Consider the following 14303-nt stretch of genomic DNA (forward strand, 5'->3'; position numbering starts at 1 on the left):
ATAGGCGTATCGTTCCTCTTGGAAGTTCTGGCAGGCTTGATCACCCGCCACGATACGCCGCCTTCTCAAACCCCGTCACCCAGTTTCCCGCATAGCTCCGAGGCGGGGAGAGTCACCTTCTGTTGGCTCGGTTCCTGAAACAGCTTCCACAGTAAATATCCTGTACCCGCACATGGCGAAAAACAGGTTCATATAATGAAGCCGCATATGCCAGAACAGGAACAGCACAAAGAGAAGTGCGACAAAGATCGCGATTAGGTCTCGATATCCGCCAAGGTTGGCATCGAAAAGCGGAATTAGCATTGCGAATAGATAGGTCAGCAAATGCTCCCGCTGATCTTTCGCCGAGTGAACGGTGATCGTTTTATCGTTCTCTTGCCGCTTGGCCCGTCGGAAAAACAGCCAGAGCAAGATCGTGGGCAAGAGGAAAATCGCCAAGCAAGCCGGGAGCCAGATCTTATCCGGGATTTTCTCGACGCCCCTGATCGCCCAAAGAAGAAACACCGGGCTCAAGCTCGACCACACCAGCAGAAACCGAACGCCCCCCAAGCTTTCTTTGATTTTTGTTTTCCTCGTCATAACGTCGTTTTACGTAAGCCTTTATTTTTAATTTCGCGTAGGTCTTTATCTGTTAACCAAGCGACGCACAGGCAACAGATTGGCAGTAGCCGGCGTTCCTGTCTACAGGTTCCGAGTAGCGCCTCAGGTGGAGGGGAGGGGTTTCCCCTCGCTGCAGCCCGCCGTTTCTATGCGAACCTCTCGATCGGCGGAGACCCCGCAATGCCTCCGGTGCGCCCTACCAGGGGCAGCGGCTATGTCCTTTACGGAACAGCGCAAGCCGTCGATCTGCATCTTGTCCTTGTGTTGAACGAGCGCCACGCGCTTGAATCCTACTTTCCAGATTGTGCCGGCCTCCCTAGCCGTGGTCAGCGAGGCCGTCCGGCCGCTTCCGCTCCATTCGTTGTCCCCCGTGTTCGCGATCGCCGAACCTAAGCAGTATTGAATGTTTCATACCTCTACGAACCGGCGCTTCGCGGAAGAAGTGCCCCGGCGCGTGACTGTCGATAGATGGCGGGAAGGTGATCTTGTCCGCGCCAGGCTTTCGATCACGCACACGCGGCACCTTCACTTGCACCGGACCAATGCCGGTCATCACCTCGCGTTCGGGCAGATGACCGTGTCGGACCAGGCGTGTCCGCTCGTCCTCGAGCTTGTCCCCGGAAAAGGCGTTCATGAGCGCGGTCAGCTCGGCGTGGATCGCCTGTTCGATCAGCTTGCGCGCTCCATCGCGCAGGACGTCGGTGAATGGGTCGGATATAAAACCCGATGGATCGGGCAGTTGAGTGATGGTGGTCTCTGACATGTGGCATATCCCTTTCTCAGCAGAGAATTGACGGCGACTCGACACCGCCATGATATGCCGCCCCTCAGGGCATCACCAACTTTCGCGCGTTTCTCGCAAGTGCTCTCGCGTTCCTCTTCAATCGGCTAAATTTCCCTCGACCAATTCAAAATTTCCAATCGCAGAGCGTAGGTTTTCCATGATCTCGGCTGCCAGAATTTCAGGTTCGGGGAGGTCTTCGAGGTTTGTCATGGACGCATCGCGCAGCCAGAAAAGATCGAGGCTCGCCTTGTCACGCGCCAGCAGGTCCTCCCGGTCAAAAGCGCGCCAGCGACCATCCGGGGTATCCTCGCTCCAGGTCGGTGCGCGATCATGCCGGTTTCCGGGATTGTAGCAGTCGATGAAATCCTGAAGGTGGGCGTATGTCAGGGGCTTTTGCTTCAACGTATGATGCACGTTGGTGCGGTAGTCATAGTACCACACCTTCGAGGTCTGCGGGTCCGGGCTGGCCGGTCGGTTGTCGAAAAACAACACGTTCGCTTTCACGCCTTGGGCGTAGAAAATGCCGGTCGGCAGGCGCAGGATCGTATGCAGATCGGTGGTCTGCAAGAGCTTCCGGCGGATCGTCTCACCCGCACCACCCTCGAACAAGACGTTGTCTGGCACGACCACGGCGGCGCGGCCCGTCGTCTTCAGCATTGTCCGGATGTGCTGGACGAAATTCAACTGCTTGTTCGACGTGGTCGCCCAGAAATCCTGACGGTTGTAGGTCAGGTCATCCGATTCCTGCGCGCCTTCCGCATTGGTAAAGCTCATCGAGCTTTTCTTGCCGAAGGGCGGGTTGGCCAGAACGTAGTCGAATGTCTCGGACGGCGGCGATATGAGGGCATCGGCTGGCGAGACCAACGTTTCGCCAGTCATTTCCCCGATCCCGTGCAGGAACATGTTCATCAGGCACAGCCGCCGCGTTCCGGCGACGATCTCGTTGCCGAAGAAGGTCGAGTGTTTCAGGAAAGCTTTCTGGTCCTTGTCGAGCGCCTGGTTGTCCGGGTCTGTCAGAAAGTCATGCGCGGCGAGGAAAAATCCGCCCGTCCCGCAGGCCGGATCGGCAATGGTCTTGCCGGGTTCAGGGCGGATACACTCCACCATCGCGCGGATCAGGGGGCGGGGCGTGAAATACTGGCCCGCGCCTGATTTTGTATCCTCGGCGTTCCGCTCCAGCAGCCCCTCGTAGATATCGCCTTTGACGTCTGCGCCCAGCATGACCCATTTCGTGCTGTCCACCATGTCGATCAGGCGGAACAGTTTGGCCGGGTCGGTGATCTTGTTCTGGGCCTTGGTGAAGATCTGGCCAAGCATCCCGGTTTGTTCACCGAGCTTGCGCAGCAGGGTGACGTAATGCGCTTCCAGCTCTGCTCCGCGGCGTGAGGTCAGGCTGGTCCAGTCATATCCTTCAGGAATACCCACATCGCGCTTGTAAGGGGGCTTGGCGTATTCATCGGCCATCTTGAGGAAGATGAGATAGGTCAGCTGTTCCAGGTAATCGCCATAGCCTACGCCATCATCGCGCAGCGTAGTGCAGAAACTCCAGACCTTTGAGACGATGGGGGCGGTGTTCATGCGGACTTCCTTGTCTTGGAGAACTTGATCAGCTCTTTCATCAGTCGTGGAATGGCCTCAGTTCCCTCCAACTGCATTTCGACAGATCGCTGATTGGTGGTGATCCAAGTCAACAGCTGAGCAACATCAAGTGCTGTTCTTATCGGATAATTGTCACCGGGCACGCGCCGGTGCTGGCCCACTCGGTATGCGGACAGGGGATTTTTTTCCTTTTTGCCGGTGGGTGATGTCACGGAACCATCATATCCGGTTTCGATGATTGCCCAGAGGCGGGCACAATTTTCGACAGTCCATCCGCTTTTTTCCCGTAGCCAACCCTCGCACCACACCTGGGCGGTATCTTTGTCGATCTTGAGTTTTCTCCAGTCATGCAATGCGGCCACCATATCCGGCTTTTTGGATAAACGATCTTTGATGAAATCATGCACCAGACCAGTGCGGGACAGGTCCACTCGGTGGATCGATCGCATTCGATCTTCTTCGGTTGTGAACATTCCATTCAGGCATATCAACCGGCGCCATCTCAGAACAATATGAAACGCGGACGATCGATCGACCGAGTTGGTCACCTCGATTTCTGGTCTGTATCTGTCAGGCGCAAACAAATCTTCCGCGAAATCGAAAACCTGATTCTCAAGAGGAACCGTGATCCGCACCCTTTCGCCGTATTCTGTCATCGTGATTGTAGCTTGGGCATTCTGCAGGCCCGCGTTTGAAAGGTTCTCAGTCAGCCATGTGGCAAGGACCCTGTGTTGCAGAAGTTCATATTGGTCGGAAACCGACGCGACGGGACGTTCGAAGTGGTCCTCGCCGAAAGGCATTCTCCAGATGGTGCGCAGGCGTGGGTTGTTGTTCGGTGGCTCCCCGAAGTTGCGCAGCTCGAAATCCGGCAAGGCATCCCGCAAATCAAGGGCCTGCACCGTGTGAGTGGTGAAGTCATTCGCCAAAGACAGGCCTTTCCAGCTTGAAAGCTGATAGGCGTCATCAAATGCGTCAAGCGCCATTCGCGGTCTCCTTTCTTTTGGTGGTCCGTGCTTTCTTTGGCCGACTGCCTTTGGAGCGTTCAAGCCGCTCGACCTTGATCCGCTCCAGAAGGGCCGAGGCAGGCTCATCATTGGGGTCTTGCGCGACCAGTTGGCCGGAGAAGGCTTTTTTCAGGATGGATTGGCGCAGGGCGTCGGCGCGGGTTAGGGCGGCGTCGATCTCGGTTTCGAGCGCGTCGGCGGACTCGAGGCGGGCGTCGAGGCGACGGACGATTTCGGCTTGTTCGGCGGGGGAGCAGTAGGGAAACGGGTATTCCTGCAGCTTGCTCGCATTGATGTTGGACTGGTTCACACCATCAGTCTTCACTGATTTTCCGTGTTTGCTGGCGATGGGCGAATTCAGGAAGTAGGTCAAATAGGGGCCGGATGCGATTTCCTCGATCTGGTTGACCCGTACCAGATAGCCCGCGAACAACGCTGGGCGTTCGCCCTTGTAGATCGAAGTCTTGCCAACGAGTTCTGGGCTGTTTGTGCGGTTGAACAGGACATCACCGGACTTCAACGAATACTTTTCGATTTCGTCCGGATCGGATGTAAACGCCAGATTGTCCCAGTCGATGCGGCCATGCTGAAGGTTGCCCATGCGGATCACGGGTACTGCGCCAGCGTCTGCAGACTTCGCCGCGGTTCCATACTCAGGCCCCGACGAGCACAGGCCCAGCTGTGCCCATGTCCATACGTGGGGTAGATCGGGCAACTCAATGCCAAGGTTTTTCAGCTGGTCAGGGAACGTTGTTGGCCGCTTCGGCTTCGCGGGTTTCTTGCCCTGCTCGCCATCGGCCCGCCATTGGGCAAGGGCGTCTTGCCAGGTGTCGAGGGCGGCTTTGTAGCGGGTGTCGCGTTCGGCTTGGATGCGGGCGAGGAGGGTTTCGGGGGCTTCCAGCTTGTCGGCGTTCTGCGCGCGCCAGTCGGCGGTGAGGCGGCCTTCGAAGGCGGATTTCAGCAGGGACTGGCGGTAGAGGCCGAGGGTGGCGCGCGCCGTTTGCAGGCTCTGGATCCCGGCGTCGATCTCGTCGAACATCGCCTCGATCTTCTCCACGATGCGGCGTTGTTCGTTGAGGGGAGGGAGTGGAGCCGGAAGCACACCGAAGGCAGCGCCAGAGAGTTCCTTGAACGTCGTTCCGGTCGCGCGTTGTTCGGCCATATTTTTGGAGGCTTTGAGATAGTGATACAGGTATTCGTTGAAAATGCCGGTGTACGGAACCACCGACTTGAACCCCTGATTTGTCGCAGCCGGCACGGAAGTGATGGCGACGTATCCGACCGGAGCGCGAGATGAAAACATCACACTGCCAGCTGGCATGATCCGTGCGGATGAGTTCGCAAGGCCCTCTTCGGTGAGTGTTTTTGCGCCGCGCGCTATGAATTTCTGTTTATATCCAGTGAGGTCAGATGGCGCGAACCAGATGACGTCTCCGTCCCAATAGTCGCGGACCTTGGTTGAAGGAGTGGCACCGGAAACGATGTCCCCGAGTTCCTTGATGACTGTCCATTCCCAAGACGAAGGGACTTCCCACAAACGTTCCGTCATGCCGAAAGCGCCTCATTCATCTCGGTCATGACCTCATCCATCCCTTCTCCAAACAGCGCATACATCTGCCCCATCCCGCCCTTGCCGTCAAACGGGGACATGTCCAGATCGTCGCGCTCGATGGTGAAGGAGGTGGCGAGGTGGTCGCGGATCATGCGCAGCCAGTCCATCTGTTCCTCGGTGAATTTCTCGCCGTGGCCTGCATGGCGGTTCAGCACCCAGTTCTGGAAGCTGCGCCGCACCCGTTCAGAATGGCGGGTGAGGGTGTCATCCAGCCCCGTAACCCGGCGGATCAGCGCCACAAGGGCCGTCAGGTCGCTGGCCGGGCCCGAGCCCTTGTAATCGTCAAGATGCGCATAGGCGCGCCAGACGGTGAGCGGGGCGAGGCGCGGGCGATCCTCGGTTAGCTTTTTCAGCACATCCTTGATCATCGCGTAGGTGACCTGCGCCCGGCGGGCGGGGGTGTTGAAGTAGATCGACAGCGCCTCGATCTCGTCGCGGTTCTCGGTCAGGTAGTCCTCGAACTCCTGCGCGATCTGTTGCGCATTCTCGGTCACATCGCCCGCCCATTCGGCGCGCAGAAGCGTGTCGAGATTGTCATGGTCGATGGTCTGTTCGTTGTCGCGGCGGATCGTGTCCATCAGGTTGATCAGCGGGCCGGTGAAGACGTTGGCGGCGTGTTTGATCCGTTCCTCGCGCGCGGCCTGCATGGCGGTGTCGTCCGGCTCGGGGTTGCCCGCCGCCTTGGCATCCGCCTCGACCTTGTCGGGGTCTATGGCGTCGAAAAGGTCGCGGACGATGGCGGTGAGGGATGTCCCGGCCTCGGTCGTGATCTTCTCCTGATCCTCGGCCCCCAGCTTGTTGTCGAGCCGTGAGAGGCGGGCGGCGAGCGAGCTGACGGTGTCCTCGGACCGGTCGCCCATCATCAACCCCATGGCGAGATCCTTGAAGGGGATCGAGGGCTTGGTGTCGAGCGGTTGGCTGGCCGTCTTGAGCGATTTGGTGACGCCGACGGCATCGACGATGACGTAATGGGTCTTGGCCTGGGCGGAGGGGGTGACCTTTTTGAGGTCGTCAGGTTTCAGGACGCGGGTGCCGCGGCCTTTCATCTGCTCGAAGTAGTTCTTCGACTTCACGTCGCGCATGAAGATCAGGCATTCGAGGGGTTTCACGTCCGTGCCAGTGGCGATCATGTCCACGGTGACGGCGATGCGCGGGTAATAGGCGTTGCGGAATTCACTGAGCGAGGATTTCGGGTTCTTCGCACCGTTGGTGATCTTGCGGCAGAAGTCGTTGCCCTCGCCGAACTCCTGCCGGACCGTCTGAATGATGTCGTCGGCGTGGCTGTCGGTCTTGGCGAAGATCAGGGTTTTCGGGAGTTCCTTGCGTCCCGGGAAGATCTCGGGCCACTTGTCGTGGAAGGTCCGGATCACGGTGCGGATCTGATCGGAATTTACGACAGACCGGTCAAGTTGTGTGGCGGCGTAGGCCAGCTCATCATCCTGCGTTTCCCACCGTCGCGCGCGGGTTTCGCGTTCGCGCTTTTCGACCAGTTGCTCGGGTTGGAGGGTTTCACCGCCCTGGGTGATCTCGGTGTCGATCAGGAAAATTTCGTTGCCGACGTTGACCCGGTCTGCGACCGCCTTGTCGTGGGTGTACTCGCTGACGACGTTCTTCTGGAAAAAGCCATAAGTGCGATTGTCGGGCGTGGCGGTCAGGCCGATCAGGTAGGCGTCGAAATACTCGATGACCTGGCGCCACAGGTTGTAGATCGAGCGGTGGCATTCGTCGATGACCACTACGTCGAAGTATTCCGGCGGCAGCTTGGTGTTGTAGACGACCGGCAGCGGTTCCTTCCGGCGCCATTTCTGCTCGGCCGGGTTCTCCTCCTCCGCGCCGTCGTTCAATTCCTCGCCCTTGAGCGTGGCGTACATGCGCTGGATCGTCGAGATGACGACCTGGCTGTCGTTCGCGATGGAGGGCGAGGTCAGGCGCTGGACGTTGTAGAGTTCGGTAAACTTGCGGTTGTCGTCATTCGGGATGAAGGCCATGAATTCCTGTTCAGCCTGTTCGCCGAGGTTCTTGGTGTCGACGAGGAACAGGATGCGGTGCGCGCCTGCATGTTTGAGCAGGCGGTAGACCTGAGTAATCGCAGTGAAGGTCTTGCCCGAGCCGGTCGCCATCTGGACGAGCGCGCGGGGCTTGTCGGCCTTGAGCGAGGTTTCGAGGTTTGTGATCGCCTTGATCTGACAGTCGCGCAGGCCGTCCGGATTGAGCTTGGGGAGAGCGGCGATCCCGGACCGGAATGATCGTGGTGACTGTGCCCAGGCCTTGAGCGTTTCTGGTCTGTGGAACGTGAACACTTCGCGGGATCGCGGCGCTGGATCCCGGCCATTCGTGAAACGCGTGATCTGGCCGGTGCTTTCGTAAAGGAACGGGAGCGGTTCCGCGTTGGAGACCCATTTCAGCTTGGCGTTTGCATAGCCTTCTGACTGTTCCTCGACAGATGTGAGCTTGACACCCCAGCTGTCGGGCTTGGCCTCGATCACGCCGACGGCTTGGCGATCGACGAAAAGCACGTAGTCGGCCGGGCCCACGTCGGTCTGGTATTCGCGCGCGGCGATACCGAGGCCGGCGTTGAAATCGAGCCTTTCTTTGTCTTGCACGACCCAACCAGCCGCATTGAGCCCCGCGTCGATGGCATCGCGCGCTTGCTGTTCAGGCGTCTGGTTCAAAGGTTGATGCACGTATAACGCTCATACTTCGGGAAATTTTCGCCATACTGCCGGGCCGCTTTCAGATTTGCAAACCCGTATCTCCATGGACTGAGGAGCATGGGCTGAGAAGCGCGAGCCGCATTAGACCTCGCCGGGTGCTTGCCCTTCATGTCTTCGTCACCGAGCGTCGACGCCAAGAGATGAAGAAGGTTTGGGGCGGTGACTCGAGTCGAGGGCGGGTCCCGGATTAGAATCGATGCCTCCAGTGCGACAGGTTTCGAACCTCCATCACATTTTTCAAAACAACCTTACGTGTGTCTTTTCGGTTACGCTCCAATCCGAGTGTCGCCGGCGATTTCGTAGATGAGACAGGCGCGGAGGGTCCGGCGCAGATGTTTTTTTTGGCGCGAGATGGAGGTCGGCAGGAAAAATAAAGTAAAAACAGTATCTTGGGATTTACTGGTATCGATTAGACCGGCGCGGAAATGATTTTCAGAGAAAAATTTTGGGCGAAATCAGCAGTTGCCCGAGGAGGCGCGCTGGGTACTTTGACCCTCGAAACGAGGCCCGGGACGGCGGATTTCACAAGTCAGCTCTACCGGGTCGTTTCGCCGAACATGCAACCAGCCAATGTCCTGGCTGCCCAACCCGAGAGACCGGGGACAGCGGCGCAGGAAACGCGATGGAAAGATAATGGAGAACAAAGTGAAAGCCCAAAGCTAAACACTCAATCCAACCACTTGGATCTTTGGATCCACGAAGGTGAAATGACCGCCAACTGAGAGTCAGTCGGTTCATTTCATGAAATCCCGAAAATATGGCCGCCGCCTTCGGGCAGCGTCGGACTGAAGTCCGGCGGGTGGTCTTCCTATGCGAAAGGAAATCAAAATGCCGATTTATTCGGAGGGTCGCGTATTGCCTGCGCAATCCCGTGGGGACCGCGATATCGCGAGTGCGTCGACAGCGCATTGTACCGCTTTTTCCGTCCTCGGTGAGCAATCGGGCACCCGTAGCCAAGCGGAGTCCTACACCGAACTCTGTCACCAGAAAATCGAAAGCGCCCGTTCTGATGTTACCAACATCCAAGAGCAGGTGCTGTTCACCTTCGGCCGGCAGGACGAGAAACGGCACTTCTTCGACATGGTCGTCACCAAAGCCTCGGGAGAGCGCATTGCATATACGGTCAAGCCCGAAGCGCGCCTCAAGTCCGGTCGCCATGTCGAGGAAATGCGCACCATTGCCTGGTGGGTTCAAAAGCAGGGGTTCGCCAAGTCGGTTCGTCTCTTGACCGAGGCTGATATCGACCGTGTCACGCTTCACAACGCGAACATCAACACGGCGCTGCGCGATACGGATCCGGAGGCCGAGGAGGCGGTACGCGTTGTGGCGAGCGGCCTGCGCGGCGCGGTGTCGCTGAATCACCTCACGCAACAGGTCGGCCTCGCCGCACGCGGCTACCGGGCCCTTCTGCGACTTGTCTCAGCAGGGGAGCTCGCGCCCCTGCAGTCCGAAAAAATCACCACTGAAACCCTCGTTGAATGGAAAGGAAAGCGTCAATGACCATCGTCCCCAACAAGCACAGCCTTGGCGAAGCCAAGCCGGTGAAGACCGGATTTCGTCTTGATATCCATGATCGGCTTCTCATTCATGGCAAGCCCTACCGTTTCCTCGGCATGTCTGGCGACAACGCCGAGCTGATACCCGCAAGTGGCGTCGGGCTGACAGAGGTCTTCCCGATGGGCACGCTGGCCCGCTTGAGCACATCGGGTGATATCAAGCACGAGGTTGGCTATTACCTTCCGGACGAGCTAAAGCCATCGCCGGCAACTTCGGCCTTTGATTTCCATCCATCGAACCTGACCGGAAAAGCCAGGTTCAGGTTTGACTCGCGCCTCAGCCAGATCAAGGCAATCAGTGACATGGAGTCTGAAGGTCTCATTCGTCCAAACACAGTGGAGATCGAGGCCGCGCGCCCCGAGATTGCATCGCGCGCAGAAGCTTACTTGAAAGCCGAGGCGACGGAACGCGACCTGCTCGAAAGCGAAATGGAAAAAGGTCGTCTGCCGGATCGGGTACGCAAGGGTGTTCGCCGAAATCGTGGTGGCGTGGCCAAGGAGGGCGTCAAACTCTATAGCTCCGACTATCTACGGAAACTCTACGCAGATTACCAAGCCCACGGACTTCCGGCATTGGCCGACGACCTCTCGAAATCCGGGAACAGGACCAGCCTTCTTCTGCCCGAGGCACAGGCACTGCTGATGGACATCATCAAGAGCAGTTATCTCACGCCAGAGCGGAAGTCGATCAAGGCAACGGTCGTGGATGTGCAGCGAGGGTTTAGGGACGAAAACAATCGCCGTGCGAAAGAAAAGGTTACACCGCTGCACGTGCCGGGCCGCGATGCAGTTCGTCGGACAATCAATAAGCTTGACCGCTTGACGGTTCTTATCGCCCGGTATGGGCGCGAGGAAGCGATGAAGAAGCTCCGGCCCGTCGGTAAGGGGCTCGAAGTCTCACGCCCGGGCGAGCGCGTCGAAATCGATGAATGGTGCATTGATCTGCTCTCCATCATGCGATCTGCAAAGCTCGAAACGGTCTTTGGCGAAGAACATCTCAAAGCGCTTGGTCTTGATGGTGAAAAAGCCCGGTGGTGGCTTGTCGCCGCCATCGATTGCCGCACCAGGATCTGCCTCGGAATGAAGCTGACCCGCAATCCATCGGGCAGCGCAGCACGCGAATGCCTTCGCATGGTTGTCAGCGACAAGGGCGAATGGTCTGACAGTGTCAGATCGAATTGCACGTGGCCACATGCCCTTGTTCCGGAACTCCTCGCTGCCGACAATGGTCCAGGTTTCAAGGCGAGCGTTTTCCAGAACGCCTGCCTCGATCTCCAGATGATTGTGTTGCGCACGATTGGTGGTATTCCTGGTATGCGCGGGGAAATCGAACGACTGTTCTACACCGCTGTCCTCGATTTGATGCCGCGACTTTTTGGTCGCACGTTTTCCAACCCTCGCGAACGGGGCGATTACCCGGCCGAGGACCGCGCCTGTCTCGACGCCGAAGATGTGGCATTCGCTTTGGTGCGATGGATCGTCGATATTTACCACAACAAGCCTCACGAAGGTCTTGGCGGTCGTACGCCGCTTGAACAGTGGGACGCTGACATGGAAAGCGGGAATTACCCCTTGCGTGCTCTGCCCGATGTTCGCTCGAAACGGCTCGCCTTCGGAAGCCAACTCCCCCGCACCGTAACGCGCGAGGGTATCACGGTGATGGGCGTTCGGTACCACAGCGAAGACCTCGCCCTGTTCTACATGCAGCCGGGCTCCAATCGGGTGAACGTAAGATGGGATCAAACTGATCTTGGTGCGATCGAGGTTTATCTCGACGGTGCGTGGCGTGAGGTGCCCTCGGTGCACGACCGGTTCCGTGGTGTGAACCTTCATGTCTGGCTGAGAGCCCGCCGTGCCCTGCGCGCGAAATCAGCGTCACGACGGGCCTGGGAAGAAGAGGTCGTGTTCAAGGCCATCGATGACATTGAGGCCCTCATGCAGGAAAAGTCCACGGCCTTCGGCATTCTGGATACCTCCATTTTCGACAAACGTTTAGAAGAGCTCGAGGCGGAGCTGTTCATGTCCTTCCGCACCACAAATACGCAAGCACTTCGGGCCGACGGCAAGGAAGCAGGTCGTGAAATCACCCCGCGCGAGCCCGATCCCGACCGTCCGGTCAGGACCACAACACGTCGCAAGACCTCCGATGATGTGCCCGCGTCGCCGGATGTCCAGAACGACCAAGACCCTGATCAAGTATCCGCGGCATCTGGCAGCAGCCAGGACACGGCCCCCGTCAAGCCAGCCACCCGCCAGCGGACGACATGGGTTCCGCGCAAACCCAAGGAGGACGGCCAATGACCATTCAAATTCCCAAGGGCAAACTGGTGCAGAGCCTGCGCGACATGCACGTGCCCAACGAGCGCACCGATGCGGTGGAGAAACACCTTGCCCGGCTGCTGCAGGTCGACGACGAGGATCGCCCGACCGCCGAGCCATGCCGGTTTACCGCGGACAAGGAAACGCGCGGCATTGCCGTCATCGAAGCTGCTGGAGGCGGCAAAACCACCGCGATCAGGACCGTGCTGCAATCGACCGAAGCTTTGCGGACGAACCCTGAAACCGGCCTTCCGCGGTATCTGGAGATCCAGATCCCCAGTCCCGCGACGCACAAGAGCGTTGGTCTTGCGATCCTGGAGGCAACCGGCATGTCCGGTGTCTCCTCGAATGCCAAGGCTTGGGAAATCTGGGGCGCCGTGCGGAAGCGGTTGGGTCAGATGGGCATCAAGGTCCTGTGGTTGGATGAGGCCCAGGACCTCGTCATGGCGCAGTCGGCAAACGAGACCGAAACGACCTTGAGGACGATCAAGACGCTCATGCAAGGCGACAACGCGGTGATCCCGATCCTCAGCGGGACACGGAGGCTCGGTGAGATGACCAGCTTCGATCCGCAGGTGTCGCGGCGCTTCACCAAGATCGCGCCGTCGGACCTCGACCACAGCACGGACCAGGAGGACATTTTCGGGATGATCGACGCCTACTGCGACGAGGCTGGCATCACGGCGCGGCTGCCCGATGATTTGGCGGTGCGCCTGATGACGGGCAGTCGCTATCGTTTTGGACGGGCGATCGAGACCATCGTCAACGCGATCGAGTGCGCCGTTTTCGATGGTGCGGCCTTCCTGACCATCGATCATTTCGCTGAGGCCTGGGCCATGCAGGAAGGGTGTGATCCCGGCTCCAACATCTTTTGGGCGCCTGATTGGATGTCCATCTCACTGGATGCAGGGGCCGAGGAATACGAACATGCGCGCTCCAAGCGCCAGCAGAAGAAGATCGAGCGGGGTTGAACCATGGTCATGCTACCTGTCCTCCCACTGATCGAGGGTGAGAGCACCGTTTCCTGGTGCTCTCGGCTCGGTCCGTTTCACGCCGGCCTGTCCGGTCCAGACTTCCTGAAGCTGATGCAGATCAGTCGCCAGAGCGTCGTCGACACGACCGATGACTGCATTGGCAGGCTGGCTGACCTTACTGGGATCGCCGCGGACCGCATACGGGCCTCCGGCGTGCAGCGTGTCGGGGAGGCGCGCTTCAAGCATCGCGACGAGGTTTTCGGCATGCGGTTCGCACTGCGAACCCATACAACCTTTTGCCCGGCTTGCCTGTTGGACGATGCTGATCCGTCGGGACCAAGCGCGGGGCGGCGCGTTGGCCGGATCGGCTGGATGTTCAGCCCGGTCAGAACATGCCCCCGGCACGGGCTTGTTCTTCATCGGCGCCCCAACCGCGGGTTTCATGAGCAGTTTCAGGACATGACCCTCGTGGCGCCGGACGATGCCGCCCTGCAGAAGCTGGCGGGCAATGCGCCGTCAGCGAATACCTCTGGCTTGCAGTCCTATGTCGAGCGGCGCTTCGATGGCGTGTCCGGTCCCGACTGGCTCGACACCCAGGACGTGGACCAGGCGACAAAAGCCTGTGAGATGCTCGGGGCCTGCCTTGTGTTCGGAGCGCATACCAACCTTGATACGCTCTCCCTCCGTGATTGGTCGGAGGCCGGCAGCGCCGGATTCGAGGCGGTTCGCGATGGCGTCGACGGCTTGCGCAAGGCGCTTGAAGAGATTTCACGCGTGTCCTTTCGCCAAATTTCCAAGGGTGGCCCGCAAGCGGCCCTGGGTAGAATGTACCAGTGGCTGCAATTCAAGAAGTCGAAGACCGATCCCGGACCGATCCGGGATGTCGTGAGGGAGTTTGTCTTGGACACGATGCCGGTTGACCCCGGCAGCACCTTATTCGGCACTCCCGTCGAGACGCGGCGCCGTCATTCGCTGGCCAGCCTGTCGCGGTCGACCGGTGTTCACCAGGCGACCTTGCGCCGGGCGCTGAAACTCACAGATGTGTCTGACGTCAGCACCCATGGGACAGATTTGATGTTTTCGTAACGGAGGATTTCTGGTTCATCGCAGCCATCAAGGAGCGAAGATGAACAAGAAATCC

The 14303-nt window shown here is 58.8% G+C and carries 9 protein-coding genes and 1 pseudogene; 4 read left to right on the forward strand and 6 right to left on the reverse strand.

The features are described from left to right. Nucleotides 1-75: 75 nt before the first annotated feature. The 6 genes and pseudogenes from N5A93_RS19105 to N5A93_RS19130 form a co-directional block, all read right to left on the reverse strand. Nucleotides 76-579 (reverse strand): KwaA family protein, encoded by a 504-nt coding sequence (locus N5A93_RS19105; protein ID WP_268956691.1) that lies wholly within the window; start codon nt 577-579, stop codon nt 76-78. Nucleotides 580-1063: 484 nt separating this feature from the next. Further along, nucleotides 1064-1363: pseudogene (locus tag N5A93_RS19110) on the reverse strand (transposase); the annotation flags it as partial. Between the two features lie 117 nt (nt 1364-1480). Then, nucleotides 1481-2962, reverse strand: coding sequence for a type I restriction-modification system subunit M (locus tag N5A93_RS19115; RefSeq protein ID WP_268956692.1), 1482 nt, complete (start codon nt 2960-2962; stop codon nt 1481-1483). After that, nucleotides 2959-3966 carry a DUF932 domain-containing protein gene (locus N5A93_RS19120; RefSeq protein WP_268956693.1) on the reverse strand — a complete coding sequence of 336 codons (1008 nt, stop codon included), beginning with the start codon at nt 3964-3966 and terminating at the stop codon, nt 2959-2961. Before N5A93_RS19120 ends, N5A93_RS19115 begins: the two co-directional genes overlap by 4 nt. Then, entirely contained in the window at nt 3956-5536 is a 1581-nt protein-coding gene (locus N5A93_RS19125) for a restriction endonuclease subunit S (protein WP_268956694.1), read from the reverse strand. Before N5A93_RS19125 ends, N5A93_RS19120 begins: the two co-directional genes overlap by 11 nt. After that, nucleotides 5533-8271 (reverse strand): type I restriction endonuclease subunit R, encoded by a 2739-nt coding sequence (locus tag N5A93_RS19130; protein ID WP_268956695.1) that lies wholly within the window; start codon nt 8269-8271, stop codon nt 5533-5535. The genes N5A93_RS19125 and N5A93_RS19130 overlap by 4 nt, the downstream gene beginning before the upstream one ends. 870 nt (nt 8272-9141) lie before the next feature. On the opposite strand from N5A93_RS19130, the gene N5A93_RS19135 reads away from it, so the two are divergent. From N5A93_RS19135 to N5A93_RS19150, 4 genes are read left to right on the forward strand one after another with little or no spacing between them, the layout of a single operon-like run. Next, entirely contained in the window at nt 9142-9813 is a 672-nt protein-coding gene (locus tag N5A93_RS19135) for a hypothetical protein (protein ID WP_268956696.1), read from the forward strand. Next, on the forward strand, nt 9810-12170 hold the full coding sequence (locus N5A93_RS19140; RefSeq protein ID WP_268956697.1) for a TnsB C-terminal domain-containing protein: 2361 nt from the start codon (nt 9810-9812) through the stop codon (nt 12168-12170). The genes N5A93_RS19135 and N5A93_RS19140 overlap by 4 nt, the downstream gene beginning before the upstream one ends. Next, nucleotides 12167-13159 (forward strand): TniB family NTP-binding protein, encoded by a 993-nt coding sequence (locus N5A93_RS19145; RefSeq protein ID WP_268956698.1) that lies wholly within the window; start codon nt 12167-12169, stop codon nt 13157-13159. Before N5A93_RS19140 ends, N5A93_RS19145 begins: the two co-directional genes overlap by 4 nt. A gap of 3 nt (nt 13160-13162) precedes the next feature. Then, nucleotides 13163-14248, forward strand: coding sequence for a TniQ family protein (locus tag N5A93_RS19150; RefSeq protein WP_268956699.1), 1086 nt, complete (start codon nt 13163-13165; stop codon nt 14246-14248). Nucleotides 14249-14303 lie beyond the last annotated feature (55 nt).

Source organism: Roseovarius salincola (assembly GCF_026891095.1).
Taxonomy (GTDB): Bacteria; Pseudomonadota; Alphaproteobacteria; order Rhodobacterales; family Rhodobacteraceae; genus Roseovarius; species Roseovarius salincola.

What these genes read in the sequence shown, in the direction of transcription:
- N5A93_RS19150 (WP_268956699.1), top strand. Translation starts at nt 13,163, where the DNA reads ATGGTCATGCTACCTGTCCTCCCACTGATCGAGGGTGAGAGCACCGTT.
- N5A93_RS19140 (WP_268956697.1), top strand. Translation starts at nt 9,810, where the DNA reads ATGACCATCGTCCCCAACAAGCACAGCCTTGGCGAAGCCAAGCCGGTG.
- N5A93_RS19135 (WP_268956696.1), top strand. Translation starts at nt 9,142, where the DNA reads ATGCCGATTTATTCGGAGGGTCGCGTATTGCCTGCGCAATCCCGTGGG.
- N5A93_RS19120 (WP_268956693.1), bottom strand. Translation starts at nt 3,966, where the DNA reads ATGGCGCTTGACGCATTTGATGACGCCTATCAGCTTTCAAGCTGGAAA.
- N5A93_RS19125 (WP_268956694.1), bottom strand. Translation starts at nt 5,536, where the DNA reads ATGACGGAACGTTTGTGGGAAGTCCCTTCGTCTTGGGAATGGACAGTC.
- N5A93_RS19145 (WP_268956698.1), top strand. Translation starts at nt 12,167, where the DNA reads ATGACCATTCAAATTCCCAAGGGCAAACTGGTGCAGAGCCTGCGCGAC.
- N5A93_RS19115 (WP_268956692.1), bottom strand. Translation starts at nt 2,962, where the DNA reads ATGAACACCGCCCCCATCGTCTCAAAGGTCTGGAGTTTCTGCACTACG.
- N5A93_RS19105 (WP_268956691.1), bottom strand. Translation starts at nt 579, where the DNA reads ATGACGAGGAAAACAAAAATCAAAGAAAGCTTGGGGGGCGTTCGGTTT.